This is a genomic window from Microvirga lenta, from assembly GCF_020532555.1.
Taxonomy (GTDB): Bacteria; Pseudomonadota; Alphaproteobacteria; order Rhizobiales; family Beijerinckiaceae; genus Microvirga; species Microvirga lenta.
In genome coordinates, this window is record NZ_JAJBBR010000003.1 from 62,613 (window position 1) to 89,583 (window position 26,971).

A 26,971-nucleotide genomic window follows, 5' to 3' on the forward strand; every position below is an offset into this window, starting at 1 on the left:
CGTCAGCCGGTTCCCGTCCGCACAGGCTCCCCATCGTCCGACAATTGCAGCCGGTGCAGGCGCGCATAGGTGCCGCCCTTGGCGATCAGGGTCTCGTGCGATCCCGTCTCCGCGACGCGCCCGGCTTCCATCACGACGATCTTGTCGGCGTCGCGCACGGTCGAGAGCCGGTGGGCGATGACCAGGGTGGTGCGCCCGCGCATGAGCCGCCGGATCGCGTCCTGGACCAGCCGCTCCGATTCCGAATCCAGGGCGCTCGTGGCCTCGTCGAGAAGCAGGATCGGGGCGTCCTTGAGGAAGGCGCGGGCCAGGGAGACGCGCTGGCGCTCGCCGCCCGACAGGCGCCCGCCGCCGGGGCCGACCACCGTGTCGTAGCCTTGCGGCAGCCGCATGATGAAGTCGTGCGCCGCCGCGGCCTTCGCGGCCTCCATGATCTCGGCCTCGGACGCGCCGGGCCGGCCGAAGGCGATGTTGGCCCGCACCGTGTCGTCGAACAGCACCACGTCCTGGCTCACCACCGCGATGGCCGAGCGCAGGGATTTCAGGGTCACGTCGCGCACGTCCTGCCCGTCGATCAGCACCGCCCCCTTCGTGACGTCGTAGAGGCGCGGCACCAGGGACAGGAGGGTCGACTTGCCCGACCCGGAGCGTCCGACGAGAGCGGTGGTGCGCCCGGCCTCGGCCACCAGATCGACATGGTCGAGCGCCGCCGCATCCTGGCCGTAGGAAAAGCCGAGAGCAGAGAAGCGGACTTCCCCGCCGCTGACCGTCAGCGGCTTGGCGCCGGGCTTGTCCTGGATCCGCGGGGCCTCGTCCATGACCGCGAAGGTGCGCTGCAGGGCGGCCGCCGCCTCCTGCACAATGGCGTTGAGGTTGCCGAGCGCCCGGATCGGCTGGGCGGCCAGGATCAGCGCGCTGACGAAGCCGGTGAAATCGCCCACCGTGCTGCCGCCGGACACGATGCGCTGGCCGATCAGCACCAGCACGGCCGCCACCGCGAAGCCGCCGCCCGCCTCCAGCAGCGGATCGAGACGGCCGCGGGCGTTGGCGGCCTTCATCTTGAGGCGGCGGATCTCGTCGAAGGTGTCGGCCGCCTTGCCCTTGAGATAGCCTTCGAGATTGTAGGTCTTGGCGATGCGGGTGCCGGCGAGGCTCTCGGTGATCAGGCTCGCCATCTGGCCGGTCTGCTCCTGGGTCGAGACCGCCACCCGGCGCAGTTTGCGGCCGATCTTCTCGATCGGCCAGGCGATGAAGGGCACGGTGAGGCCAGCGACCATGGTCAGCACCGGGTCGATCCAGATCATGGCACCCACGAGCGCGATGATCGTGGTGACCTCGCGCAGGAACACGGTGGAGAGACGCGTGAGCGCCTCCTTGATGAACAGGAAGTCCGTGGTGAAGCGCTGGGTCAGCGCCGCCGGGCTCTCGCGCCCGATCTGGGCGATGTCGGCGTCGATCATGTGCCCGTAGAGCGCGGTCTGAAGGTCGGCCTCGATCTTGGTCACCACCCGGTTGGTCAGGATCGTGAGCGCCAGAAGCGAGAAGCCCTTGACCGAGGTGACCGCGATGACGAAGAGCGGCGCCAGCAGGATCGCATTCGCGTCCCTGGCCGCGAAGGCGTCGAAGGCCGCCTTGATCAGCACCGGATAGAGGCCGGTCGCGCCGGACACCAGCACCACGAGCATGAGCACCAGCGCCAGCGCCTTGGCGTGCGGACGCATCCAGTCCCGCCACAGGCGGCGGATCAGCGGAAGGGTGTCGCCCCTCGACAGGAGGCTTTTTCCGGCCATCGTTCTCGCTCCAGGATCAGGCGCCCGGGTAGCATGGGGAAGGCAGGGCGGCAAACGCGGCAAACATAGCCTTCGAACATTGTTTCATGATAATCGATCCCGCCGGTGGATTGAAATGAAGGTTTTGCCGGAAGGATGGCGGGTTCACCGCGGGCGCGATCCCGAAGCGGAGCTGCGTAGCCTCAAGCGGCGCTTTCAAGCCATTTCCGGCCGCTTCCACCGCGCGGAAAAGCTCCGCCGCCTGTACCGGTGGGTCAGGATGGCGGCTTTTGCCGCAGCCGTGTCCTTTGCGCTCACCGCCGTTGCGCTGAGTTTCAGTCCCTGGCCGCTGCCGACAACGCTCAGGCACATCGCGGCCCTGCCCCACTGCAGGGCCGCCCGAGCCGTCGATTTGGCGCCCGCCTACAGGGGCGAACCGGGCTACTGGCGGCATCTCGATGCGGATGGCGACGGCAGGTCCTGCGAGCCCTGGACCCTGCGCTGATCCGAGCCGATGGCGGACAGCAAAAAGCCGCCCGGAGGCGGCCTTTGCAGTTTCCAATGAGGTGCTTGGAAAATGGAGCGGGCGAAGGGATTCGAACCCTCGACCCCAACCTTGGCAAGGTTGTGCTCTACCCCTGAGCTACACCCGCGCTCCGCGACGCCGGGGCGTCGTTGCGAGGCCGCTGATGTGCCCGAAAACGGGGCACTTTGCAAGAGGGTTTTCGAAAGAAGTTTGCGCGAACGTCTTGAGCCGCCGTGGCCTGATCGCTTAGAAGCCGGGCACGACCGGAGTTTTCGCGCCTTGTCCCATCTCTCCCCGCAAGCCCTGCTGGATCACTTGGCCGCACTCGGCATCCAGGCCGAGACCGTGGAGCACGAGCCCGTCTTCACCGTGGCCGAATCGCGGCCCGTGAAGGCCCGTATTCCCGGCGCCCATTCCAAGAACCTGTTCGTGAAGGACAAGAAGGGCCGCCTGTTCCTGATCACCGCGAAGGACGAAACGCCCATCGACCTGAAGCGGGCCCACGAGGCCATCGGCGCCTCGGGCCGCCTCTCCTTCGGCTCCGCCGAGCAGCTGCGCAGCGTGCTGGGCGTCGAACCCGGCTCGGTGACGCCCTTCGCCATCGTCAACGACAGGGCCGGCCAGGTGACCATGATCCTCGACGCCAATCTGATGGAGCACGAGCGGGTTAACTTTCATCCCCTGGTCAATTCCATGACCACGGGCGTTTCCCGCGAGGATCTGCTACGATTCATCCGCTCCACGGGCCATGAACCCGTCATTCTTCGCCTTCCCGAACCGTCGCAGGAATTGCCAGACGGCTCCGCCGCTCCCATCTGAGGGGGAGGTTCCCTCTCACGATTGCCCCTCGAGGATCGCATGCTTTCCGACAACCCCACTCCCGCGACTCCGTCCGACGATCTCGTGAAGGACACGACCACCGCCTCCTTCCGCCAGGACGTTCTGGCGGAATCGATGAAGCAGCCGGTGCTCGTGGATTTCTGGGCGCCCTGGTGCGGCCCGTGCAAGCAGCTCACCCCCGTGCTGGAAAAGGCCGTGCGCGCCGCCGGCGGCCGGGTGAAGCTGGTGAAGATGAACATCGACGAGCATCCGCAGATCGCCGGCCAGCTCGGCGTGCAGTCGATCCCCGCCGTCTTCGCCTTCCAGCGCGGCCAGCCGGTGGACGGGTTCATGGGCGCCCTGCCGGAGAGCCAGATCAAGGGCTTCATCGAGCGCCTCGTCGGGCCGCTCGGCCCCAGCGCCGCCGAGGAGCTTCTGACTGAAGCCGACCGCCTGGCGGCCGAGGGCGACGCGGGCGGCGCGGCGGAGCTCTACGCCGCCGTGCTGTCGCAGGATCCCGAGAACGTCCAAGCCCTGGCCGCCCTCGCCAAGCTCCATGTGGAGCTGGGCGACATCGAAAATGCCAAGCGCCTGCTCGACATGGCCCCGGCCGCCAAGGCGAACGACCCGGCGATCCTGGGCGCCCGTGCCGCCATCGAGCTTGCCGAGCAGGCCGGCTCGCTCGGCGACATCGCCGATCTCCAGCGCAAGGTGGAGGCCGACCCGAAGGACCACCAGGCCCGGTTCGACCTCGCCGTCGCGCTCAACGCCCGCAACCGGCGCCAAGAAGCTGTGGACCAGCTCCTTGAAATCGTTCGCCGCGACCGCAATTGGAACGATGACGGCGCACGCAAGCAACTCGTCCAGTTCTTTGAGGCCTGGGGCCCGATGGACGAGATGACGTTGGCGGGACGGCGGAAGCTCTCCTCGATCCTGTTCTCTTGACGCCGTTTCGCCTTTGGGGAGATCGGAATGGGAATGAACGCGGTGTACCGAGGACCTGGGGATTGTCCCAAGGTCGTTCCGGTGTTTCCGCTTCCCGGAGCCCTTCTCCTGCCCCGCGGGCAGATGCCGCTCAACATCTTCGAGCCGCGCTACCTGGCGATGGTGGACGACGCCCTCAGGGGCGACCGGATCATCGGCATGGTCCAGCCGGACGCGGATGGCGGCGGCACCTCGATGGCGCCGAAGCTCTATCAGGTCGGCTGCGCCGGACGCATCACGCAACTCGCGGAGACCGGTGACGGACGCTACCTGATCACCCTGGTCGGAATCGCCCGCTTCCACATCGAGACGGAAATGCCCACCACGACCCTCTACCGCCAGTGCCAGGTGAACTTCGAACCCTTCGCCGCCGACTTCACCGCCCGCGCCGGTGAGAACGAGGTCGACCGTGCCGGGGTCGTGAAGGCCCTGCGCGACTTCGTGGAGGCGGCGGACGTGCGGGTGGACTGGCAGGGCATCGAGGAGGCGCCGAACGAAGCGCTGGTCAACGCCCTGTGCATGATGAGCCCGTTCGGCGTGCGCGAGAAGCAGGCGCTCCTGGAGGCTCCCGACCTGAAGCAGCGCGCCGAGGTGCTGATCGCGCTGACCGAGATCGAGCTCGCCCGCAGCGGCTCGAACTCGGATTCGACCATGCAATAGGAACACCGCCCATGACCGACGACACGTCCCAGCCGAAGCCGGTGGAGGCCACGCGGATCGACCCCAAGCTTCTCGAACTGCTCGTCTGCCCCCTGTCGAAGGAATCCCTCGACTACGACCCGGCGCGCCAGGAGCTGATCAGCCGCCGCGCCAAGCTCGCCTACCCTATCCGCGACGGCATTCCGATCATGCTGCCGGAAGAGGCGCGGCAGCTCGGCGATTGAGGCGGCGCAACGCCCGCCTCAGTCGTGAGATTTGGAAAGCACTTTCCAGATCCCCTGCGAAGTGGCGACGGTGCGGCCGTCGACGGCCAGCGTTCCCCGCATGAACAGGATCGAGCGCGTGCGCCGGACGACCTCGGGCCGGACCGAAACGAACTCGCCGGCGGCGGCCGGGGCGATGAACTGCGTGTCCAGCTGAATCGTCGCCTGCGGCAAGCCGCCGTTGATCTCCCTGGCGGCGAGGCCCAGGGCTTGGTCCGCGAAGGCCATCAGCATGCCGCCATGGACGACGCTCCGCCTGTTGAGGTGCTTCTTCTCCGCCAGGAACCCGAAGCTGAGATCCTCGGCTCCGCCCCGCTGCCACAGGGGGCCGACCAGGGCCATGAGGCCGGGCTCGTCGTCACGGATGGTCCATCCGTCGCCCGCGGGATCGAACGGGCGGGCGCCGTCATCCCCATGATCCTCAGGTGAGGACGATCGATCGTTCATGCATCCTTCTCCCGTGGAGCGGCCCTACACTCGATTGCAGCCTGCTTACTCGACGAGCGCCTGCGACTGCAATCGCGCAAGATCCTGCTCGGTCATGCCGAGCTCACGCTCCAGCACCTCGCGGGTGTTCTCCCCGAGCCGCGGCGGCGCCTTCGGCGGCCGGACCGGCGTTCCCGACAGGCGCAGGGGCGAGGCCGTGAGACGAAGGGTCCCGTGCCGCGCATCCGGCACCTCCACGACGACGCTGCGCTCGGCAACCTCCGGGCTGGCGAAGACCTGCGAGACGTTGCGAACCTGCCCGGCCGGAACGCCCGAGCGCTTGAGACGGTCGATCCATTCGGCCGTGCCGCGGGTCCGGAAGACCTCGCCGAGCGAGGGGATCAGCGTTTCCCGGTTGAGGACGCGGTCCCGGTTCTTCCGGTAGCGTCCGTCCTCCCAGAGATCCGGTCGTTCCAGTACCTGGACGCAGAGATTCCTGAACTGCTGGTCGTTGCCGACAGCAAGGGCGACGATGCCGTCCGCCGTGTCGAAGATCTGGTACGGCACGACCGTCGCATGGGCATTGCCGTAGCGGCGCGGCTCCTTGCCGGTCGCGAGATAGCCGGCTCCCACATTGGCCAGCAGAGCGACCGCGGATTCGAACAGGGACACGTCGATGAACTGCCCCTGTCCGGTCTTCTCGCGGGCGAGCAGCGCCGCCAGGATGGCCTGGGTGGCGTTCATGCCGGTGACCACGTCGGTGATGGCGATGCCATGCTTCATGGCCGCGCCGTCGGGTTCGCCCGTGATGGACATCAGGCCGCTTTCGGCTTGGATGGCGAAGTCGTATCCGGCCTCGTCGGCCCGCGAGCCGGTACGGCCGTAACCGGAGATCGAGCAGTAGATCAGGCGCGGATTGACCGGTGCGAGCTGCTCGTAGCCGAGGCCGAAACGATCCAGCGCGCCCCTGCGGTAGTTCTCGACGAGGACGTCGGCCTTCTCGGCGAGGCGGCGCACGATGGCCTGCCCCTCCGGCGCCTTCAGGTCGATGGCGACCGACTGCTTCGAGCGGTTGCAGCTCAGGAAATAGGTGGATTCGCCGCCGATCTCCGGGGGCATCCAGCTACGCGTATCGTCGCCCCTCGTCGGCTCCTCGATCTTCCACACCTCGGCCCCGAGATCCGCGAGGGTCTGCGTGCACCAGGGCCCGGCAAGCACGCGCGACAGGTCGAGGACCTTCACTCCCTGCAGAGGCAGCATGAGTTTCTCCTACTCCGCGGCGATCATGTGGAGACCCGGCCCGAGATGGGCGGCCCCGTCGATCTGGATGAGCTGTCCCGTCATCAGCCGCCCGGCCGGGCTGGCCAGGAAGGCGACGAGTTCCGCCACCTCCTCGACCGAGGTCGCGATGCCCATGGGCGTGGCGTCGATCAGGCGCTCGAGCATCGGCCGCGCCGCCTCGCCGGCAAGCCCTTCCGTCACCACGGTGCCCGGTCCGATGCAGTTGAGACGGATGCCGTCCTTCGCCCATTCGAGGGCGAGCGAGCGGGTCATGCCGAGAACCCCGGCCCGGGCCGCGATCGAGTGCGAGAGACCCATGGAGCCGCGGTCGACGCCGGAAAGCGAGATGCTGGCGACGCTGCCGCGGCTCGCCTTGAGATAGGGATAGGCCGCCTTGGTGACCGTGAAGACGGCGCTCAGATTCAGGTCGATCACCGCATCCCAGCCTTTCCGGCTGATCCCGGTCGCGGGCGCGAAGAACTGTCCGCCGGCATTGTTCACCAGGAGATCGATGCCCTGATCTTCGCCCACCTCGCGCACCAGCGTCTCGACCGCCTCCGTGTCGCGCACGTTGCAGGGGCGGTAGGCGAAGCGGCCCGCCTTTCCCTCGGCGAGCTTCGCCGTCTCCTCCAGCATCTCCGCCCGGCGGCCGGTGCCGTAAACCGACATGCCGAGCTCGACGAGACGCAGGACGATCGCGCGGCCGATGCCGGACCCCGCCCCCGTGACCAGCGCGGACCGGCTCGCGAAGAGCCCGTCACGGAGCACGGCTGGACTGAACTCTTCGGTAGAGGATGAAGGCATTGCGTTGCTCCGGGTCAATCGGCCTGATGGCGGCCGCCAAGCGAAGGTGCCGGCGAACGGACGATCCGCTCGCCGTCGAACAGGGCGGGAAAGCTCGGGACATGCTCCCCCGTCTCCAGCCGGCGGCTCACCGCGCCCTCGCGCAGGCCGCGGATCATCGCGACGGCGCTGACGGGGTCGCGCACCGCGCCGGCCGGAATGGCGACCTGGTTCATGGCGGACAGGACCTCCGCGCAGCTGCGCGATGCGGTCCAGGCGCCGACCTGGGCGTCGAACTCGGCCGCGCAGGCGATCCTTTCCGCCAAGGGCGCATCGCGCCCGCCGACGATGGGCCTGAGCTTGGCCCAATAGGGATCGAGGCCGCCATAGATGTAGACGTGACCGTCCCGGCAGGGATAGACGCCCGAGGGCGCGGAGGCCCTGTCCCGGTTGCCCGTCCCAGGCGCGGGACTGCCGCCTTCCGACACCAGCAGGGCCGCAGGCCCGAGCAGCATGGCGGCGGCGATCTCCATCATGGAGATGTCGATGATGCAGCCCTCCCGGCGGTCGGGCTCCGCGAGGGCCATGGCGGTCGAGAAAGCCGCGTAGAGGCCCGAGAAGAAATCGGCCGGCCAGCTCGTCGAGATCCGCGGGCTCCCGTCTTCCGCCGCGTTGAGCCAGGCGAAGCCGCTTTCGCACTGGGCGATCGTGTCCATGCAGGTGCGGTCGTCCTGCTGCCCGTAGCCCGACACGAGCGTCGCGACGAGGCGGGGAAAGCGGCGCCGGATGGACGGCCCGTCGAGTTCGAGGCGACGCAGGGCACCTGGCGCGAGATTGCAGACGAGCGCATCGGCCGAAGCGAGGAGCTCCGCCAGCTTCGCGCGATCCGCATCCTGGCGCGTGTCGATGACGATGCTCGCCTTCGACGTGTTGAAGCTTCGGGTATAGACGCTCCCGAAAGCCGTGCCGGGCAATGCCCGCGAGCCGTCGCCGGTCGGCGCCTCGACCTTGACGACCTCGGCCCCGAAATCCGCCAGGAGCTGGGCGGCGGTCGGTCCGGCAATGAATTGCGCCAGCTCGATGACGCGCTTTCCTGCGAGCGGGCGCGGCGCTGCCATGGGGTTACTCCGTGATCACGCGCTTGGCCTTGTGAACGGTCCGCGGCAGTGAGCCGGCCGGCAGGACCTCCACGACGAAGCGCACCTGAAGCCGCTCGCGCAGCCGATGGGAGAGCTGCTCCCCGAGATCGGCGGGGGCATCCTCCGTGCGCTCCACGCGCAGCTTCACGCCGGTCAGGAAGCCGGACTTCGGATCCTTGACGGAATCGTCGAGCACCAAGACGTATTCGTTCGTCGTTCCCGGGAAGGCACGGACGATGTCCTCGACCGCACTCGGGAACAGGTTGACGCCGCGCACGATCAGCATGTCGTCGGCGCGGCCGAGCACGCCGCCCTTGAGGGTCGCGTGGGTGCGCCCGTCCGGGGTGGGCCGGCGGTCGCGGACCACCACGTCGCCCGTCCACCAGCGCACGAGCGGGCAGGCCTCCTTGTCGAGATGGGTCAGGACGAGGACGCCCCGCTGCCCGTCCTCGACGGGCTCGAGCGTATCGGGATCGAGGATCTCCACATAGATGAAGTCCTCCGCGATCTGCGGGCCGAGCTGCAGGGCGGAGTCCCAGCCGATGGGCTGGCATTCCAGCGCCCCATAGCAGTCGAACATCTTGGCGCCCCACATGCGCTCGAGCCGCTCGCGGGTGCCCGGGATGCTCGCGCCCGGCTCGCCGCCGACGCAGACCATGCTGACTGTCGATGCGGCGAGATCGACGCCCATCTCCTCCGCGGCCTCGGCGACGTGCGCCATGAAGGACGGGGTGCCGATGACCGCCTTCGTGCCGTATTCCCGGATGGTCTCGATCTGCCGCTTGGTGTCGACGGATCCGCCCGGGATCACGAGAGCCCCGATATGCTGCGCCGCGAGGGTCGCCCCCAGCCCTCCGACGAACCAGGAATAGTTGAACATGCACTGGAACACGTCGCCCGCCCGCAGGCCCTGCGCATAGAGGTAGCGGGCATAGAGATCGGCCCAGCGCTCCACGTCGCGCTTGGTCCACAGCACCGGCGAGGGACGGCCCGTCGTGCCGGACGAGAAATGAACCCGCACCGCCTCGTCGAGATTCACGGCCCGCATGGTTCCGAAGGGCGGGTCCTCCTGCAGGCCCGTCACGTAATCGGACTTGCGCGTGATGGGCAGGCGGCGCAGATCCTCGACGCTTTTCAGACCGGCCGCCGAGAACCCGGCCTGCTCGAAGACCTTCCTGTAGTAGGCGCTGCGCTCCTCCACGCGGGCGAGCTGCCGCTTCAGGGCCGTGAGCTGGAAGTCCTCGATCTGGTCCCGCGACCAGGTCTCGACGGGATCCCAGATGTCGCTGGAGTGCGGGCGTTTCGTCTGAGCGTTCAAGGCTGGGCTCCTTTGAGGATTCCGCGCATGGCGAACTCGGTCAGGGTGCGGGCGATCTCGGCGATGTCCTCGGGCTTCTGCAGGCGGCGCGGCGCGTACCAGACGGTCAGCCAGTTCATGGCTCCGAAGAAGGGCTTGGTGGCGAGGCGCGGCGGCAGGTCCGCGAACAGGCCGGCGCGGATGCCGTCATCGATCACCTCGGCGAAGATCTGCTCGTAATCGTCGCGCATGCGGACGATCGAGCGCAGGGTCTTGGCATGCCGTGCCGCGACCGCCCCGAGCAGCTCGCGCTCGAGACCGCGCACGGCGACCTTCTGGATCGGCAGGTCCTCCAGGAGGATGGTCGTGTGGCGCAGCGCCATCGCCTCGAGGCGCTCCGCCGCGTTGCCCTCGCCCCTGGCGATGGGCTCGATCTCCCGCAGCAGCCGCTCCATGGCGGCGATCTGGACGTCGAAATAGAGCTCCGCCTTGCTGCGGTAATAGTGGTAGATCCGCCCCTTGGTCGCTCCGAGCCGCTCGGCCACGGCATCGATGGAGGTGGCCGCGAAGCCGAACTCCATGAAGACCTCGGCGGCGGCGCGAACGATCTCATCCCGCGCCTCGCTGCCGGTTCCAGTCTTGAGGGATGAGCTGTCGATATCCATCAGGCACTCCGTTTCAAGGCTCCGCCCTGCTCCATGGCGGCGGCGTCCTCGACCTCTTTGCGCACGGCGCGGGCCAGCACAAGCCGCTGGATCTCGGAGGTGCCTTCGTAGATTTCGAGAATGCGCTGATCGCGGTAGAGGCGCTCGGCCACGCACGGCTTGCAATAGCCGAAGCCGCCCCAGATCTGAACGGCCGCGTCGGCGGCCCGATGCGCGACTTCCGAAGAGTAAAGCTTCGCCATCGCCCCCAGATTGGCGACGTCCCTTCCCTCGTCGAACGCCCGGGCCGCCTCGTAGAGCATCATGCGGGCCGCCGAGATCTCGACCGCCATATCGGCCAGCTTGAAGCCGATGCCCTGGTTGTCGATGATCTGATGGCCGAACGCCCTACGCTCCACGGCCCGCCGGGAGGCCTCGCGATAGGCGGCGAGCGCCAGTCCGAGGGACTGGGCCGCCACCATGACCCGGCCCACGTTGAGCGTCTGGAAGGCCAGCCGCAGGGCGCGGTTCACCTCGCCGATCCGGGCCTCGTCGGGCACGACCACGTCGAGCTTGAGGTTGGAGGTCTGGGTGCCGCGAATGCCCATCTTGTCGGAGAGCTCGTCGATGACGGCGCCGTCCTGCTCCTTGTTGACCATGAAGGCCGAGATGCCGCGGCCACCGGCCGCCGGATCCGTCTTGGCGAAGACCACGTAGTAGCGCGAAGCGCCGCCGTTGCCGATCCAGTACTTCTCGCCCTTGATGCGCCAGCCGTCGTCCTCGCGGACGGCCGTGGCCGTGATGGCTGCCGCATCGGAACCCGCGTCGCGTTCGGAGAGAGCAAAGCTCGTGGCGACGCCCTTGGTCATTTCGCCCAGGTAAAGCGCCTTCTGGTCCTCCCGTCCGGCCAGCAGCACCGGGAAGGCGCCGAGCTGATAGGCGCACAGAATGGCGGCCGTCGAGGAGCATCCGGAACCGATCCGCTCGACGACGGCAACCGTCGAGGTCAGGCTTGCGCCCTCGCCGCCATAGGCCTTCGGGATGAACAGGCCAGCCAGCCTGTTGTCGACGAGGCGGCGCACGTTCTCCCACGGGTAGCGCTGCTCCCGGTCGAGTTCCTCCGCCAGCGGCGCGAAGTGGTCGTCGGCCAGTTGCGCGGCGACCGAGAGCCAGCGCTGGGAATCGGCGTCCAGGGTGGGCTGCCAGATCACGGTCATGTCTTAGCTCCTCTCAGGGATGGGTTTGCCGAGCGGCGCTTGGCGTCGGGCGAAGAGGGTCCGAAGCGGCGCGAAGATTCCGACGAGGCCGCTGGGCAGGAAGGATAGCGTCAGGATGAGGACGCTTCCGAGGATGATCTTGTCCACGTAGCCGCCGAAGGAGAAGAACTTCTCCTGCACGAGGATCAGCGTGACGCCCACGAGCGGGCCGAGCAGCAGGCGGCGCCCGACCACCACGACGGCGGTCAGCATGAGGATCAGGAAGTAGGTTTCGAGCACGTCGGCGCTGATATAGGCGCGCTGATAGGCGTAGAGCCATCCGGCCGACGCGGTGATGGGCGCCGACAGGAGAAAGACCTGCAGGCGGGTGCGCTGCGGATCGACGCCGGAGGTCACCGCGAGGCGCGGATTGAGGTGGACCATCATGGCCGCCTGCCCCAGCCGCGAGCGGCGAAAGGAGGACACCACGTAGATGGCGGCCAGCAGCAGCAGATACGCCACCGGCCAGAGCTCCCGATCGTTCCGGGCGCTGAACCCGAGAAGGGAGATCTCGAAGGCCGGAATTCCCCTCAATCCGTCGGAGCCGCCGAGAAAACTCCAGTTTTGCGCGACGGTCGCGGCGACCACGGCGACCGCATAGGTGACGAGGGAGAACACGAATTCGCGCAGCTGGAGGGTCACGAGGCCGAGCAGGGCCGCCACAAGCAAAGCCATGAGGAGCGCGCCCGCCAGGGACAGGAGCGGCCCGAACCCGGCGCTGGCCGACAACAGCGCCGTCGTATAGGCGCCGACCGCGAAGAACACCGTATGGGCCAGGCTGACCTCGCCGAGATCCGACACGATCATGTCGAGCCCGTAGGACATCACCGCGAAGATCGCGATGAGCACGCAGGCGGCGTAGACCGCGCCGGACCCGCCGAGGATCATGGGCACGAAGAAGCCGAGGACCGCGAGGATGGCGAGAAGGATCGTCTTCATTCCATGGCTCATGGTCATCGTCCTCCAGGGCTGACGGCCAGCCCGCCGGGCCGGACGACCAGCACCGCGATCAGCACCGCGAAGGCGGCGGCGGTAGCGTAGGCGGGCGACACGAAGGCGCCGAAGAAGGCCGTGAACAGGCCCAGCGCCAATCCGGCGAGGTAGCTGCCCGTGACGCTGCCTATTCCGCCGAGCACCACGACCACGAAGGTGACGATGACCTCGTCGAAGCCCATGGAGGTGAGGATCGGCGTGCGCGGAGCGACGAGCGCCGCCGCCAGGGCGACCGCCGCCCCCTCGAAGGCGAAGACGCCGAAATAGACCCGCTTCACGTTGATGCCGGCGAGCGCGGCGAGCTGCGGGTCCTCCGCGACCATTCGCGCCAGACGTCCGATCCGCGTGCGGTCGATGGTGTACTTCAGAGCCGCGAAGAACAGGATCGCCACGATCACGATGGCGATGTCCTGATAGGTGAACCAGAGATCGCCCCAGTAGATGTCCTGGGTGGATAGCGGCGTCTCGAGGATCTGGCCGGTGGAGCCGAAGGTCAGGGCCGCCGCTCCGTGGAGCACGTAGCCGAAGCCGAGGGTGACGATCATGATCGACACCAGATCCTGCTTGAGGGTGAGTCGAAGCATGACCCGCTGCATGATGAATCCGACCGCGACGCCGGCCAGCATGGCGAAGGGGATGGACACGATGTAGGGGAGCCCGAGACGGGAGACGCCGTACCAGGTGACGAAGGCTCCCAGCATGTACATCTGGCCGTGACCGAAATTGACGAGGCGTGCCACGCCCAGGAGCACCGTCCAGCCGATGGCGATGAGCGCATAGGCGTGCCCGAGCACGATTCCGTTGACGAGTTGCTGGGTCAGGTTCATGCCACATGTGCTCCGAGATAGGCCTCTGCGATCCGCGGATCGTCCCGCATGTCCGCAGCCGGACCTTCGGCGATGATGCGTCCCCGTTCGAGCAGGACGAGGCGATCGACCACCTCGATGGCGGCGCGGACGTTCTGCTCGACGAGCAGAACCGTCAGGCCGGAATCGACGAGGGAACGGACGGTGTCGAGCACCGTCGAGACGAGCCGCGGGGCGAGCCCGATGGAAGGCTCGTCGAGGAGGAGAGCGCGCGGGCCGAGCCGCAGCGCCCGGGCGATGCCGAGCATCTGCCGCTCGCCGCCCGAAAGCTGCGAGCCGAGATGATGGCGCCGCTCGTGAAGGCGCGGAAACAGGCCGTAGACCTCGTCCGTCGAATAGCGCCGCCGCCCCTGCCCCAGGTCGGTCTCGTCGGACGTCGATGAGAGATTCTCCTCGACGGTCATCTGCGTGAAGACCAGCTTTCCCTCGGGAATCAGGAGAAGGCCGGACCGAACCCGCTCGTGCGTCGGAAGCCCTGAAATGTCCCTTCCGTCGAGCAGCACTTTTCCGGATATTTTCGGTGTCCCGCGCGACCAGCCGACGAGGCCGTTCACCAGGGTGGACTTCCCTGCCCCGTTGGCACCCACCACGCCGACCAGCTCCCGCTCGCGGACGGCGAGGTGCGGCAGGTCGAGGGCGAGATTGCCGCCATAGGCGACCTTGAGGTCCTTCGCCTCCAGAACCGGACGGTTGTTCATTGCGTGTGCCCCAGATAGGCCTCGAGAACCCGCGGGTCGGACTGGATCTCGTGCGGCGTTCCCATGGCGATCTGCCGACCCTGCTCGAGAACCACGATCCGGTCGGCCACGGACATGATGAGATCCATGTGATGCTCGATCACGACGACGGCCAATCCTTCGTTCTTGAGAGAGAGCAGGAGATTGACGAGATGGGTCATGTCCACGCCGCCGAGCCCGGCCGCCGGCTCGTCGAGAAGCAGCGCCTGCGCTCCACTCCCATAGGCCAGGGCGATCGAGAGCATCCGCTGCGTTCCGTACGGGATGTTGGTGGGCTTGAGCCCGTGATACATCTCCGGAATGCCGAAGCGCAGAAGACGCTGCCTCGCATCCTCCACGGCGGCGCGGCGTCGGCGAGCCTCGCTGAACGGCAGAAGCGTGGCGGCGACGAGACTTGTGCCGTAGCGGTCCTGGAGAACCGTGACCATGTTCTCCAGAACCGTCAGTTCGTGGAAGAAGGCATTCTGCTGGAATGCCCGCTTCAGGCCGCGCTCGGCGAGGAGATGCGGCGCGACCGCTGTCACCTCCTCGCCCTTCAGGAACACCTGCCCCTGACGCCGCACCAGATGGGTGACGGCATCGTAGCAGGAGCTCTTTCCGGCGCCGTTCGGGCCGATGATCCCAAGGATCTCGCCTGCGCCGACGCTCCAGGTGACGTCGTCGAGGGCGACGAGGGCGCCATAGGTGACGCCCAGGCCTTTGACGCGCAGAACGGGTCCCGCACCGCCGGACATCGCACCACCCTCAGTTCGAGGCCGAGCGAACCACGATCTTCTGGTCCTCGATCGTGAAGAGCTTGTGGTCGGACATCAGCTGGCCGTTGGGGCCGAACTGCATCTTGCCGAAGATGGTGCCGTCGAAGGTCCCGCCGCGGATGCGCTTGGCGATGGGCTCCTTGTCGAGGGTCTTGAGCTCGTTCGCGGCCATGGCCCAGACCTGCAGCGCCGCGGCGCCGAGGGCCATGTACTTGTCGGGGGTGTAGTCGAACATCTCCTTCGTCTTGGCGACGAACTTCTTGTTCATCTCGTTCGATGCGAACGGCTCGACATCAGGGAAGTAGATGTCGGCGCCGACCACGCCGTTGGCTGCCTCGCCCGCCACCGAGATCACGCTCGGCGCGACCGTTCCGACGGCGGTCACCAGCTGCCCGGGCAGACGGCTCTGCTTGGCCTGACGGATCAGGGCCGGCATGCCGAGACCCTCGTTGGCGTTGATCGCGACGGTGATATCGGGATTGGCGGCACGCACATTCGTCAGGGCGACGCGGAAATCCGCCTGGCTGAAGGGGAACTTCTCCTCGGCGACCTTCTCGTACTCGTAGTTTATTTTCTTCAGTTCGGCCTCGATCGATTCCTGCGCACCGTTGCCGTAGGCGTCATTCTCCGTCAGGAAGGCGATCTTCTTCGCCTTCCTGTCCGCAATGTACTTGGCGATGACCGCGCCGTCCTGCGAGTTCGAGCTGTTGAGGCGGACGGCGAGAGGATTGCCCTCGCCCGAGAGGATCGGGTCCGCCTTCGAGATGGCCGTGATGTCGAGGATGCCGGCACGGTTGATCACCGGCTGCATCGCGAGCGTGACCGGGCTGTTCCAGCCTTCGATGATGACCGACACGCCTTCCGAGATGAGCTCGTTGGCGCGGGAGACGCCGACGGCCGGCGTCGATTCGTCGTCCCGCGAGAGAATCTCGATCTGGCGTCCCATGACGCCGCCGGATTCGTTGATGATGGATGCCATGGCCTGGATGGCCTGCGTCACGTGCTGTCCCTGCGGACCGGCACCTCCGCTCAGCGGAAAGATGACACCGACCTTGACGGGTTGTTGTGCCTGAGCGAGCGCCGGACCGGCGAGAACGAATGCACCGAGAGTCGCGGCGGCAAGAGTCTTGAGAGCCTTCATGGACCTTCCTCCTATGTGAACGCCTTTGTCGGTCTTGTTCTTATTCACACGACGATACCGATTAGTATGTCAGCATGTCAATTGTGGGACGACGCTTCTGGCGGATAGCTATTTTTGGCTTTTTTTTGCCGCATCGCACAATAGACTTCAGCCCTCTTGCCGACATACCGATGAGTATGTAACCTCCATCCATCATCCAGGAGGAGCCATGTCACCGCGCGATCATTCTTTCGTGAGGACGGAGCGGACCGGCGCCGTTCTGATCGTCACGATCGATCGCCCCGAGGCGCGCAACGCGCTCAACCCGGCGATCCTCACCCGCATCGCCGCGGAGCTCGAAGCCGCCGACCGTGACGACGAAATATTCGCGGCCGTTCTCACCGGCGGCCCGGTGAATTTTTCCGCCGGAGCCGATATCGACGTCCTGTCCGGCCATTCGCCCGCAAGTTACCTCTCGTCGCCTAACCGGCGCGCCTTCGAGAGCATCGCCCGTTTCGACAAGCCCATCGTGGCCGCCGTGGCGGGTTTCTGTCTCGGCGGCGGCTGCGAGGTGGCGCTGTCCTGCGATCTCGTCGTCGCCGGCGACAACGCTGTATTCGGGCAGCCCGAGATCAATCTCGGGATCATTCCCGGCGCCGGCGGCACGCAGCTCTGGCGGCAGCGGGCCGGAGCGGGACCGCAGGCGGAGGCCGCGCTTCTCGGACAGTTCGTCGACGCATGGGCGGCCCGCCGCATCGGTCTCGTCGATGCGGTGGTGCCAGCCGAGAATGTCGTCGACGCAGCCACCGAGAAGGCTCTCGCCATTGCCGCCAAGGCCCCGCTCGCGAGCCGCGCCGCGAAGGCGGCGATGCGTGCCGCCGGCGTCATGAGCCTCCAGGCCGCCCTGGCGCACGAGCTCACGCTGATGGCCGGGCTTCTCGGCACGCAGGACGCGCAGGAGGGCACGAACGCCTTCCTCGAGAAGCGTCGGCCGCAATTTCAGGGGCGCTAGGCTGACATGACGGGTGAACTCCTAGGATCAGGCATGCTGCAGCGGCTCGAACTGTCGGCGGGCGAAACCGGTGCGGAGCGCCAGGGACGCATCAGACGCGCCCTGCGCGAAGCCGGCCGGTCTCCCGCCCTTGTCATCTCCGGATCGTTCGAAGGCGACGTCGCCGACGCAAGAGCCCACGCGGACACGGTCAACCTCCTCATCGACGCGACCGTTCCGGTCGTCACCCTGATTTCCGGCCCCATCGGGCCGCAGGGTTTCGGGCTGATGCTGGCGGCGGATCATGCGATTCTGGGACCGGATGCACGTGTCGTCGGGAACTGGCGTCGTGCATCCGGCGCGATGGCCCTGGCCCGGAACCGCTGCGGTCCGCTTCTGGCGCACCGGATGGCCTTCGCTCCGTCCGTCGATCCATTGATGCTCCTGTCGGACAGCGGGTTTGCGACCCGAGCGGCCGACCCTGCTCTCGTCCTCGAAGAGATGATCGCAAGATTTGCGGAGAACGGGCTCGGGCGCCGTCTCAAGCGCAGCCTCAGGGCCGCATCCGAATTGCCCCTCAAGGAGGCCCTCTCATTCGACTTCTGGTTCACGCACGCACAGGATGATAGCGCCCGATGAGCACCGATCCTCGCTTCGACGGCCCGGGCCCCGATGAGGTCTGGCGGACAGCCCTCGCGGAAGGACGCCTGCTCCTGCAGCACTGCCGCGACTGCGAGGCGACGCGTTTCCCGCCCGCCATGGTCTGCGGCGCCTGCGGCTCGCCCGATCTCGAATGGCGGGAGGCCTCGGGTCGTGGCGTGGTCCATGCGTCCACCACCGTGCGCGAGCGCGAGGGCGGCTACAACGTCTCCCTGATCGATCTTGCGGAAGGCGCCCGCATGATGAGCCGGGTGGAGAACGTCGATTCCGGCGCCGTCAGGATCGGCATGGAGGTCGTGGCCCGCATCGTTCCCGAACCGGAACCCTTCGTCGTCTTCGATCCTGCCGAGGGAGGCGCCGCATGAGCCATCCGCTTCGGGGCCGCGCGGCGATCGCCGGCATCGGCAACACCAAGCGCTGGAACGCGCCCGGACGCCTGCCGTTCGACCAGCTTCAGGAAGCCGCCATCCTGGCGCTCGAGGATTGCGGCCTTGCCCTCAAGGATGTGGACGGGCTCTTCTGCGCCATCTCCTCGTCCGGATTGCCGGTCCTCAACGCGGCCGAGCGACTGGGCATCAATGTCCGTCATGCGGACGGCACCATGGTCGGCGGCGCCTCCTTCCTGTTCCACCTGCAGAACGCCGTCTCGGCCCTCGAAACAGGCCTCTGCGAGGTCGCGCTGATCTGCTACGGCTCGAACCAGCTCAGCGCCGGAGGGCGCCTTGCCTCCATGCCGGACCCGCAGCATTACGAAACGCCCTACAAGCCTCGCTATCCCATCTCGAGCTATGCGCTCGCAGCCGCGCGGCACATGCACGAATACGGCACGACGCGAGAAAATCTCGCCGACGTCGCCCTGGCGGCGCGGGCCTGGGCGAACCTCAACCCGGACGCCTTCGCGCGCGGCCCTCTGACCCGCGACGAGATTCTGTCGTCGCGCATGGTAAGCGATCCCATCGCGCGGGCGGATTGCTGCCTCGTCACCGATGGCGGCGCGGCTCTGGTGCTGACCCGCGCCGACCGCGCTCGCGACCTGGCGAAGCCCCCCGTCCACGTCCTGGGAACCGGCGTCGCAATCGGCCACCGCCAGATCTCCGCCATGCCGGACCTGACCACGACCGCAGCCGTGGAATCGAGCCGCCACGCCTACGAAATGGCCGGGGTCGGCCCATCCGACATCGACCACGTCATGGTCTACGACGCCTTCACCATCACGACGCTGCTGTTCCTGGAGGACCTCGGCTTCTGCCCGAAGGGAGAAGGCGGCGCCTTCGTGTCGAGCGGCGCCATCGCGCCCGGCGGCACCCTGCCGGTGAACACGAATGGCGGCGGCCTCTCCTGCAATCATCCGGGAATGTACGGCCTGTTCACGATCATCGAGGCGGTGGAGCAGCTGCGCGGCACCTGCGGCGAACGCCAGGTGGGGGGGGCGGAGATCGCCCTCGCCCACGCCAATGGCGGCGTCCTGTCGAGCCAGGCGACGGCGATCCTCGGCACGGCGGCAACGATTTGAGATAGAGGGAGAAACGGGATGCCAGGAATGCTGGAGGGCAAGGTCGCCATCGTCACCGGCGCCGGCCAGGGTGTCGGGCGCGCCATCGCGGAAGGTCTGGCCAAGGCGGGGGCGAGCGTCGTCATCAACGACGTGGGCGTGAGCCTGACCGGCGAGACGGAGAACGCCTCCGCCGCCGAGCAGGCCGCCGCCGCCATCCGCGAGGCGGGCGGACAGGCGGCCGCCAGCCGCGATTCCGTCGCCGAATGGGCCGGCGCGGAACGCATCGTCCAGACAGCCCTCGACGAGTTCGGCCGCATCGACATCGTCGTCAACAATGCCGGCATCCTGCGCGACGCAATCTTCCACCGCATGTCGCCCGAGGAATGGCGCGCGGTCATCGACGTCCATCTGCACGGCAGCTTCAACGTCAGCCGTGCAGCCGCGCCGCATTTCCGTCAGCAGCAATCCGGCGCCTATGTTCATATGACCTCGACCGCCGGTCTCATCGGCAATTTCGGGCAGGCGAACTACATGGCCGCCAAGCTCGGCATCGTCGGCCTGTCGCGCGCCATCGCCATGGACCTGCAGCGGTTCAACGTGCGCTCCAACTGCATTGCGCCCTTCGCATGGAGCCGCATGGTCAGCTCCATCCCGACCGAGACCGAGGCCGACAAGGTCCGCGTCGCCAAGCTGAAGCAGATGACGCCGGACAAGATCGCCCCGATGGTCGCCTTCCTCGGATCGGACGCGGCCAAGGACATCTCGGGCCAGGTCTTCGCGGTGCGCAACAACGAGGTGTTCCTGATGAGCCAGCCGCGCCCGGTGCGCTCGCTTCATCGCGGCGACGGCTGGACGCCGGAGGCGCTGGCGGAGCAGCTTCCCGGCGCCTTCGGCCCCTCGCTGACGCCGCTCGAACGCTCCGCCGACGTGTTCTCCTGGGATCCGGTCTGAGTCATGGCCATCGATCCGGACAAGCTCCTCGCCCTCCGATTTCCGGAGATCCGCCAAACCTACGGCTGGCGCGACAGCATCGTCTATGCCCTCGGCACCGGCTTCGGGCAGGATCCAACGGACGAGCGGCAGCTGCGCTTCGTGGACGAGACCAGGCTGAAGGCTGTGCCGACCATGGCGAACGTGCTCGCCTATCCGGGCTTCTGGATGCGCGACCTCGATACGGGGATCGACTGGGTCAAGGTGGTGCATGGCGAGCACGCCATGCGCCTGCATCGCCCCCTGCCCGCCCAGGGCGAGGTGGTCGGTCGGACCCGCATCGTGGACCTCGTCGACAAGGGGCCTGGAAAAGGCGCCCTGGTCTATGCGGAGCGCATCGTCACCGATGCGGCGACCGGCGAGAAGCTCGCGACGCTGCTGCAGACGGTGTTCTGCCGCGGCGACGGCGGTTTCGGGGGCAAGAGCGAGGCACTGCGCACGCCCCATCCCGTTCCGGACCGGTCGCCCGATGCCAGCATCGACATGCCCACCCATCCGCAGATGGCGCTGATCTACCGGCTCTCGGGCGACCTGAACCCCCTGCACGCCGATCCGGCCATCGCCCGCAAGGCGGGATACGACCGGCCGATCCTCCACGGGCTCGCCACCTACGGCGTCGCCGGGCACGGGCTGATGGCGGCGCTGTGCGACTACGAGCCGGAGCGCTTCCTGGCCATCGAGGGACGCTTCTCCGCGCCGGTCTTTCCGGGCGAAACGATCACGATCGACATCTGGCGCGAGGAGCCGGGCCGGGCCGCCTTCCGGGCCCGCGTCGCCGCCCGTGACGCGGTGGTGTTCAACAACGGCCGGTTCGAATACGCGGCCTGAGGAGACTTGAGTCATGGATTTCACGCTCACCGACGAGCAGCGCGCCCTGCAGGAGAGCGCCCGCCGCTTCGCCCAGAACGAGCTGCCGAGGCTCGCCGCCGAGATCGAGGAAACCTCCCATCCGGTCCCGCACGACTGGCTGAGGCGCTATGCCGACATGGGCTTCCTCGGCATCAATGCCGATCCGGACCTGGGCGGCCTGGGGCTGTCCCATCTCGACGCCTTCCTGGTCATGGAGGAGTTCGCCAAGGTCTCCGTCGGCGTCGCCTTCCCCGTCTTCGAGTGCTGCGCCGGACCGGTGCGGATCGTCGAGCGGCTCGGCCAGCCCTCCTTGCGCGAGCGCGTGGTGCCGAAGGTCGTCGCGGGCGAGATGCTGGTGGCGATCTCCATGTCGGAGCCCGACGCGGGCACCGCGCTCACGGACCTGCGCACCCGCGCCCGCATCGAGGGCGACACCATCGTGATCGACGGGGCGAAGCGCTGGTGTTCGGGCGCCGGACACTCGGAAGGCTACGTGGTCTTCTGCCGCTTCGACGGCACGCCCGGCGCCAAGGGCATCGGCGCCGTTTTCGTGGACCGCGACACGCCGGGCCTCAGCTTCGGTCCGCAGGAGGAACTCATGGGCTTCCGCGGCGTACCCTCGGCCGACATGCATTTCGAGGACGTGCGCGTTCCGAGGGATCACCTCCTCGTCGGCCCCGGCGGCTTCCCCAGCCTCATGGGATTGTTCAACATCGAGCGCCTCGGCAACGCCACCATGGCGTTGGGCGTCGCGGCCGGCGCGCTCGAGCACGTGACGGCCTATATCCAGGAGCGCAAGCAGTTCGGCAAGCCGATCGTCGACTTCCAGGCCGTGCAGATCCGCCTCGCCGAGATGGCCATGAAGGTGGAGGCGTCCCGCCTGCTCATCCACCGTGCCGCCGCGAATGCCGGCAAGGACCTGCCGAACGTCCGCGAGACCTCCATCGCCAAGTGCTACGCCAACGAGATCACCCGCGAGGTCACCGCGACCGCGCTCCAGCTCATGGGCGGCTACGGCTATGCCCGGGAATACGGCATGGAGCGGCGGCTGCGCGACTCCTTCGGCTGGGGCATCGCGGGCGGCGCCATCGACATCCAGAAGGTCAACATCGCGGCCGAGCTCGTCGGCCGGCGCTTCGATCAGCGCAGGTGAGGCGGACGTGGCGGCGAAAACGGTTCTGATCGCTGGCGCGACGGGCGTGATCGGCCATGCGGCCGTGGAGCATTTCACGGGCCTCGACGGTTGGACCACGCTGGCCCTTTCCCGGCGCAGGCCCGACATCGCGCCGGATCGCCCGTACCGGCACGTTTCGGTCGACCTTCGCGATGCGGAGGCCTGCCGCGAGATGGTTCGTTCGCTGCCCGAGATCACCCATCTCGTCTACGCGGCACTCTACGAGAAGCCGGGTCTCGTCGAAGGCTGGCGCGATCCCGAGCAGATGGCCATCAACCTGGCGATGCTGCGCAACCTGCTCGATCCGCTCGCCGAGAAATCGGGAGGCCTCCGGCACGTGAGCCTTCTGCAGGGGACTAAGGCCTACGGCATCCACATCCACCGCATCGCGGTGCCGGCGCGCGAGCGCTGGCACCGCGATCCGCACGATAACTTTTACTGGCTGCAGGAGGACTATGTGCGGGAGGCCGCCGCACGGCACGGCTTCGGCATGACGATCTTCCGCCCGCAGGTGGTCTTCGGCGACGTCGCCGGCGTGGCGATGAACCTCACGCCCGTGATCGGGGCCTATGCGGCCATCTGCCGGGAGGAGGGAATGCCCTTCTCGTTCCCGGGAGGGCCCGCCTACGTGCTCGAGGCGATCGATGCGCGCCTCATGGCGAAGGCGCTCGCCTGGGCGACGGAGGCGCCGAGCGCCCGCAACGAGACCTTCAACATCACGAACGGCGACGTCTTCGTCTGGCAGAACGTCTGGCCCGCCATCGCGGACGCGCTCGGCGTCGAGCCGGGACCGGACCGGCCCTTGTCGATGGGCGAGTTCCTGCCGTCCAAGGCGGCGGTCTGGGACCGGATCGTCGCCAGGCACGGCCTGAAGCCGCTTTCGCTCAAGGAGGTCCTCGGCGAGTCGCACCACTATGCCGACTTCACCTTCGCCTATGGCGCGAAGCACAGGCCGCCGCCGGCTCTCGTGAGCACCATCAAGCTCCGGCAGGCGGGCTTCGCCGACTGTATCGATACGGAAGACATGTTCCGCGACCTGTTTCGCAGCCTCGCCGCCAAGCGGATCCTGCCGCCGACGGGCGGCGGTCGGGCGGCCGAGCGCTCCTCAAACGATCACAGCACGACAGCAGGGAGGATGACATGACCGGGAAGCGCTGGGTCCGGAAGCCGGAAGGGTCCAACTGGGGCGAGTTCGGCGAGGACGACCAGATCGGCCGCATGAACCTCCTGACGCCCGAGCGCCGCCTTCGCGCCATCCGGGAGGTGACGCATGGCCAGACCTTCACCTTGAGCCTTCCCCTCGACTATCCGGGCGGCAACGCCCTCTTCGAGTACCGCAAGGAGCCGCGCTTCCTGCACGAGCGGCGCGGGCCGGGCCATAACTACAATTTCCGGCTCAGCAACGTCTGCGGCTGCTTCTCCGACATCGTCTCGGACGATGCGGTGCTGCTCTACACGCAGTATTCCACCCAATGGGATGCGCTGAGCCACGTGGGACAGCTCTTCGACGCCGACGGCGACGGCATGGTCGAGAAGGTCTATTACAACGGCTATCGCGGCGGCATCGACATCGTCGGGCCGGACGATTCTCCCCAGCCGGACGGCGCCAGGGCGCTCGGCATCGAGAACCTCGCCACGAGCGGCGTGCAGGGACGCGGCGTCATGGTCGACCTGGAGGCCCGCCACGGCCGCGACCACCGCATCGTCGGCTACGATGAGCTGATGCGGATCCTGGAGGAGCAGAAGGTTTCGGTGGAGCCCGGCGACTTCCTCTGCCTCTATACCGGTTTCGCCGACCTGATCCTGGAGATGGGCAAGAAGCCCGACCGGGACGTGCTGCTGTCGTCCTGCGCCGTGCTGGACGGGCGCGACGAGCGCCTGCTCGACTGGATCACGGATTCCGGCCTCGTCGCGATCTGCGCCGACAATTTCGCCGTGGAGGCCTATCCGGCCAAGCCCGGTCCGGGCGACACCTATCCGGGACTGCCCCTGCACAACCACTGCCTCTTCAAGCTCGGCATCCACCTCGGTGAGCTGTGGTATTTCGCCGAACTGGCGCGCTGGCTGCGGGAGAACGGGCGCTGGAGTTTCCTTCTGACGGCCCCTCCGCTCAGACTCCCTGGCGCCGTCGGATCGCCGGCCAGCCCGGTCGCGACCGTGTAGGATCGGGATTCGCCCCGGCTCCCGGAAGCCGATCTGCGACCGTCCCGGCCCTCGTCATGCCGAGCTTGGAGCCGATGCTCAGATGAGGGCGGAAATCTGCGGATCCTTTTCTGGAGGTGAGACGAGAGCATGTTCCGGCGCCATCCCCGTTCGCGAGACGGCTCATCGGCGCTTTGAAACGGAACTCTTCTCCCTCCGGCGTTTTCTAATCCCAGATCAGGAACGTGAGCGTTCCGGTAGGTGACGCTCTCCGCTCCAATGCAAGCCGCGGCTGACGACTGAGGATCCCAAGGGGCCGCATGTTCAAACGCTTCATCATCAATCCGCCGGTCTTCTTCGGAGCCGTCGCTGCCATCGGCGTCTTCCTCTCCATCGGCGTCGTTTTTCCGGACCGCGCCAGCGAGGTCTTCAGTGCCCTGCAGACCGCCATCCTCAAAGGTTTCGGTTGGCTCTATCTCCTCGCCGTCGGCATCTTTCTTGCTGCCGTGCTGCTCCTGTGCCTGGGCCGATACGGCCGGTTGAAGCTCGGCCCGGACGAATCCACGCCCGACTTCAGGTTCGCTTCCTGGATCGCCATGCTTTTCGCGGCTGGCATGGGCATCGGCCTCATGTTCTATGCCGTGGGCGAGCCCATGACCCATTTCATGGCGCCGCCGACGGCCGAACCGCGTTCGATCGCGGCGATGCGCGAAGCCATGTCGATCACCTTCTTCCACTGGGGCATCCATGCCTGGGCCATCTATGCCGTGGTCGGCCTGTCGCTGGCGTATTTCGGCTACCGCTACAATCTGCCGCTCACGATCCGCTCCGGCCTCTATCCGCTCCTCAAGGAGCGCATCAACGGCCCGATCGGTCACGTCGTCGACATCTTCGCCATTGTCGGAACCATGTTCGGCATCGCGACCTCTCTCGGTGTGGGAGTCTCCCAGATCAATGCGGGCCTCCATTATCTTCTCGGAATTCCCGTCGGCATCGAAGTCCAGCTGCCTCTGATCGCGATCATCACTGCCCTGGCCACGGTTTCGGTCGTCACGGGCCTCGATAAGGGCGTGCGCATCCTATCCGAAACCAACCTTGTCGTGGCGATCCTGCTGATGATGTTCGTCCTGGTGGTCGGGCCGACGGCGCAGCTCTTTCGCGACTTCGTGCAGAACCTGGGCCTCTATCTCGACACGCTGCTGCTTCGCACCTTCAACATCTACGCCTACGAGCCGACACCCTGGATCGATTCCTGGACGCTCTTTTATTGGGCCTGGTGGATTTCATGGTCGCCCTTCGTGGGCATGTTCATCGCCCGCATCTCGCGCGGCCGCACCGTGCGCGAATTCGTCACCGCCGTTCTGTTCATCCCCGCAGGCTTCACCTTCTTCTGGATGACCGTGTTCGGCAACACCGCGATCTTCGTGGATACCGGCGTGGCAGCCGGTGCGCTGGGCGCGGCCGTTGCCGACGACGTATCGGTCGGCCTCTTCAAGTTCTTCGAGTACTTGCCGTTCTCGGGCCTCACCTCCACCTTGGCAGTGCTCCTGGTCACGATCTTCTTCATCACGTCCTCGGATTCCGGCTCCCTAGTCGTGGACTCGATCGCCGCGGGCGGCGAAACCCAGACCACCACGGGCCAGCGCGTCTTCTGGTGCGTCCTCGAGGGCATCGTGGCGGCCAGCCTACTCCTTGCCGGCGGTCTCGGCGCCCTGCAATCGGCCACCGTGGCCAGCGCCCTGCCCTTCACCCTCGTCATGCTGGCCCTCGTCTGGTCGCTCCTGATCGGCATGCGGGCGGACCTCGCCCAGCAGCAGGCCCATGCCGGCAGGCCGTCCACTCCTCCGGCCCAGCCTGCCGCAGGTCTGACCTGGCAGCGCCGTCTGGCACTCATCCTGCACGCTCCGACCGAGGCCGAGGTGGAAGAGTTCATCAACTCGCAGGTCCGTCCGGCGCTCGACCAGGTCGCCAAGGAGCTGACCTCGCGTGGCCGCCCATCCAACGTGGTCGAGGAGGATGGCGGCGCCATCGCCCTTCGCTCGCCCGCAGAAGGTGTTCGCGACTTCGTCTACGGCGTCAGCCGCAGTGCCCAGCCCGTAGCGGTCTTCTCCCCGCTCGGCGCCGGCAAACCTGAATACCGCTACGAGGCCCGGACCTACTTCTCCAGCGGCGGCCGCGGCTACGACATCATGGGCATGAGCCGCGACCAGGTCATCGCGGACGTCCTCGTCCAGTTCGAGCGCTATCTCCTGCTCGTCCACTCGCCGGAATCGCGACTCCTTCATGGCGCTCCGGAGCATGAGCTCGATTCCCCCTCGCAATGAGTGCGGTTCGCGACGGAGCCGGGAGTTT

At 67.3% G+C, this 26,971-nt stretch carries 28 protein-coding genes and 1 tRNA gene; 15 read left to right on the forward strand and 14 right to left on the reverse strand.

Annotated features, from left to right (window positions below; all coding sequences use genetic code 11):
- Nucleotides 1-2: 2 nt before the first annotated feature.
- Nucleotides 3-1,790 carry an ABC transporter ATP-binding protein gene (locus tag LGR44_RS05420; RefSeq protein ID WP_226738076.1) on the reverse strand — a complete coding sequence of 596 codons (1,788 nt, stop codon included), beginning with the start codon at nt 1,788-1,790 and terminating at the stop codon, nt 3-5.
- A gap of 115 nt (nt 1,791-1,905) precedes the next feature.
- Between LGR44_RS05420 and LGR44_RS05425 the strand changes: the two genes are divergently transcribed.
- Nucleotides 1,906-2,274, forward strand: coding sequence for an excalibur calcium-binding domain-containing protein (locus tag LGR44_RS05425; protein ID WP_226738078.1), 369 nt, complete (start codon nt 1,906-1,908; stop codon nt 2,272-2,274).
- 73 nt (nt 2,275-2,347) lie between these two features.
- Here the strand turns inward: LGR44_RS05425 and LGR44_RS05430 are convergent.
- A tRNA-Gly gene (locus LGR44_RS05430) sits at nt 2,348-2,422 on the reverse strand.
- A gap of 152 nt (nt 2,423-2,574) precedes the next feature.
- Between LGR44_RS05430 and LGR44_RS05435 the strand changes: the two genes are divergently transcribed.
- From LGR44_RS05435 to LGR44_RS05450, 4 genes are read left to right on the forward strand one after another with little or no spacing between them, the layout of a single operon-like run.
- Complete coding sequence (locus LGR44_RS05435) at nt 2,575-3,114, forward strand: prolyl-tRNA synthetase associated domain-containing protein (protein WP_226738080.1); 540 nt, start codon at nt 2,575-2,577, stop codon at nt 3,112-3,114.
- A gap of 39 nt (nt 3,115-3,153) precedes the next feature.
- Entirely contained in the window at nt 3,154-4,059 is a 906-nt protein-coding gene (trxA, locus tag LGR44_RS05440; protein ID WP_226738082.1) for a thioredoxin, read from the forward strand.
- A gap of 27 nt (nt 4,060-4,086) precedes the next feature.
- The gene (locus LGR44_RS05445; protein ID WP_226738084.1) at nt 4,087-4,758 is read left to right on the forward strand and encodes an LON peptidase substrate-binding domain-containing protein; all 672 of its coding nucleotides are present in this window, start codon (nt 4,087-4,089) and stop codon (nt 4,756-4,758) included.
- Nucleotides 4,759-4,769: 11 nt separating this feature from the next.
- Nucleotides 4,770-4,982: a Trm112 family protein gene (locus LGR44_RS05450; RefSeq protein ID WP_226738086.1), complete on the forward strand. Its 213-nt coding sequence runs from the start codon at nt 4,770-4,772 to the stop codon at nt 4,980-4,982.
- 18 nt (nt 4,983-5,000) lie between these two features.
- Here LGR44_RS05450 and LGR44_RS05455 read toward each other — a convergent pair whose 3' ends face one another.
- Genes LGR44_RS05455 through LGR44_RS05510 form a run of 12 tightly spaced genes read right to left on the reverse strand, consistent with a single transcriptional unit; the run spans nt 5,001 to nt 16,339 of the window.
- Nucleotides 5,001-5,468 (reverse strand): PaaI family thioesterase, encoded by a 468-nt coding sequence (locus LGR44_RS05455; RefSeq protein ID WP_226738089.1) that lies wholly within the window; start codon nt 5,466-5,468, stop codon nt 5,001-5,003.
- A gap of 45 nt (nt 5,469-5,513) precedes the next feature.
- Nucleotides 5,514-6,707 carry a CaiB/BaiF CoA transferase family protein gene (locus tag LGR44_RS05460; RefSeq protein ID WP_226738091.1) on the reverse strand — a complete coding sequence of 398 codons (1,194 nt, stop codon included), beginning with the start codon at nt 6,705-6,707 and terminating at the stop codon, nt 5,514-5,516.
- A 9-nt stretch (nt 6,708-6,716) separates the two neighbouring features.
- Nucleotides 6,717-7,532, reverse strand: a complete 816-nt coding sequence (locus tag LGR44_RS05465) for an SDR family NAD(P)-dependent oxidoreductase (protein ID WP_226738093.1) — start codon at nt 7,530-7,532, stop codon at nt 6,717-6,719.
- 14 nt (nt 7,533-7,546) lie between these two features.
- Nucleotides 7,547-8,629, reverse strand: a complete 1,083-nt coding sequence (locus LGR44_RS05470; protein WP_226738095.1) for a CoA transferase — start codon at nt 8,627-8,629, stop codon at nt 7,547-7,549.
- 4 nt (nt 8,630-8,633) lie between these two features.
- Entirely contained in the window at nt 8,634-9,968 is a 1,335-nt protein-coding gene (locus tag LGR44_RS05475; RefSeq protein ID WP_226738097.1) for a phenylacetate--CoA ligase family protein, read from the reverse strand.
- A complete protein-coding gene (locus tag LGR44_RS05480) occupies nt 9,965-10,612 on the reverse strand; it encodes a TetR/AcrR family transcriptional regulator (RefSeq protein WP_226738099.1) in 648 nt (215 codons plus the stop codon). Before LGR44_RS05480 ends, LGR44_RS05475 begins: the two co-directional genes overlap by 4 nt.
- Nucleotides 10,612-11,808 carry an acyl-CoA dehydrogenase family protein gene (locus LGR44_RS05485; protein ID WP_226738101.1) on the reverse strand — a complete coding sequence of 399 codons (1,197 nt, stop codon included), beginning with the start codon at nt 11,806-11,808 and terminating at the stop codon, nt 10,612-10,614. The genes LGR44_RS05480 and LGR44_RS05485 overlap by 1 nt, the downstream gene beginning before the upstream one ends.
- A gap of 3 nt (nt 11,809-11,811) precedes the next feature.
- Nucleotides 11,812-12,786: a branched-chain amino acid ABC transporter permease gene (locus LGR44_RS05490; protein ID WP_226738103.1), complete on the reverse strand. Its 975-nt coding sequence runs from the start codon at nt 12,784-12,786 to the stop codon at nt 11,812-11,814.
- Between the two features lie 14 nt (nt 12,787-12,800).
- Nucleotides 12,801-13,667 carry a branched-chain amino acid ABC transporter permease gene (locus LGR44_RS05495; RefSeq protein WP_226738105.1) on the reverse strand — a complete coding sequence of 289 codons (867 nt, stop codon included), beginning with the start codon at nt 13,665-13,667 and terminating at the stop codon, nt 12,801-12,803.
- A complete protein-coding gene (locus LGR44_RS05500) occupies nt 13,664-14,404 on the reverse strand; it encodes an ABC transporter ATP-binding protein (RefSeq protein ID WP_226738107.1) in 741 nt (246 codons plus the stop codon). Before LGR44_RS05500 ends, LGR44_RS05495 begins: the two co-directional genes overlap by 4 nt.
- Nucleotides 14,401-15,177 (reverse strand): ABC transporter ATP-binding protein, encoded by a 777-nt coding sequence (locus LGR44_RS05505; RefSeq protein WP_226738109.1) that lies wholly within the window; start codon nt 15,175-15,177, stop codon nt 14,401-14,403. Before LGR44_RS05505 ends, LGR44_RS05500 begins: the two co-directional genes overlap by 4 nt.
- A gap of 10 nt (nt 15,178-15,187) precedes the next feature.
- A complete protein-coding gene (locus LGR44_RS05510; RefSeq protein ID WP_226738110.1) occupies nt 15,188-16,339 on the reverse strand; it encodes an ABC transporter substrate-binding protein in 1,152 nt (383 codons plus the stop codon).
- Between the two features lie 208 nt (nt 16,340-16,547).
- Between LGR44_RS05510 and LGR44_RS05515 the strand changes: the two genes are divergently transcribed.
- The 10 genes from LGR44_RS05515 to LGR44_RS05560 all read left to right on the forward strand — a co-directional run bounded on the left by LGR44_RS05515 (nt 16,548) and on the right by LGR44_RS05560 (nt 26,943).
- Nucleotides 16,548-17,330 carry an enoyl-CoA hydratase/isomerase family protein gene (locus LGR44_RS05515; protein WP_226738112.1) on the forward strand — a complete coding sequence of 261 codons (783 nt, stop codon included), beginning with the start codon at nt 16,548-16,550 and terminating at the stop codon, nt 17,328-17,330.
- A 33-nt stretch (nt 17,331-17,363) separates the two neighbouring features.
- Nucleotides 17,364-17,948, forward strand: a complete 585-nt coding sequence (locus LGR44_RS05520) for a hypothetical protein (protein ID WP_226738114.1) — start codon at nt 17,364-17,366, stop codon at nt 17,946-17,948.
- Entirely contained in the window at nt 17,945-18,334 is a 390-nt protein-coding gene (locus LGR44_RS05525; protein WP_226738116.1) for a Zn-ribbon domain-containing OB-fold protein, read from the forward strand. The genes LGR44_RS05520 and LGR44_RS05525 overlap by 4 nt, the downstream gene beginning before the upstream one ends.
- On the forward strand, nt 18,331-19,482 hold the full coding sequence (locus tag LGR44_RS05530) for a thiolase (RefSeq protein WP_226738118.1): 1,152 nt from the start codon (nt 18,331-18,333) through the stop codon (nt 19,480-19,482). Before LGR44_RS05525 ends, LGR44_RS05530 begins: the two co-directional genes overlap by 4 nt.
- An 18-nt stretch (nt 19,483-19,500) precedes the next feature.
- Nucleotides 19,501-20,415 carry an SDR family NAD(P)-dependent oxidoreductase gene (locus LGR44_RS05535; protein WP_226738120.1) on the forward strand — a complete coding sequence of 305 codons (915 nt, stop codon included), beginning with the start codon at nt 19,501-19,503 and terminating at the stop codon, nt 20,413-20,415.
- Nucleotides 20,416-20,418: 3 nt separating this feature from the next.
- Nucleotides 20,419-21,282, forward strand: coding sequence for a MaoC/PaaZ C-terminal domain-containing protein (locus LGR44_RS05540; protein WP_226738122.1), 864 nt, complete (start codon nt 20,419-20,421; stop codon nt 21,280-21,282).
- 13 nt (nt 21,283-21,295) lie between these two features.
- Entirely contained in the window at nt 21,296-22,456 is a 1,161-nt protein-coding gene (locus LGR44_RS05545; RefSeq protein ID WP_226738124.1) for an acyl-CoA dehydrogenase family protein, read from the forward strand.
- Nucleotides 22,457-22,463: 7 nt separating this feature from the next.
- Nucleotides 22,464-23,621 carry an SDR family oxidoreductase gene (locus tag LGR44_RS05550; RefSeq protein ID WP_226738126.1) on the forward strand — a complete coding sequence of 386 codons (1,158 nt, stop codon included), beginning with the start codon at nt 22,464-22,466 and terminating at the stop codon, nt 23,619-23,621.
- Entirely contained in the window at nt 23,618-24,640 is a 1,023-nt protein-coding gene (locus tag LGR44_RS05555) for a cyclase family protein (protein WP_226738128.1), read from the forward strand. The genes LGR44_RS05550 and LGR44_RS05555 overlap by 4 nt, the downstream gene beginning before the upstream one ends.
- 299 nt (nt 24,641-24,939) lie before the next feature.
- Nucleotides 24,940-26,943 (forward strand): BCCT family transporter, encoded by a 2,004-nt coding sequence (locus LGR44_RS05560; RefSeq protein WP_226738130.1) that lies wholly within the window; start codon nt 24,940-24,942, stop codon nt 26,941-26,943.
- Nucleotides 26,944-26,971: the final 28 nt, after the last annotated feature.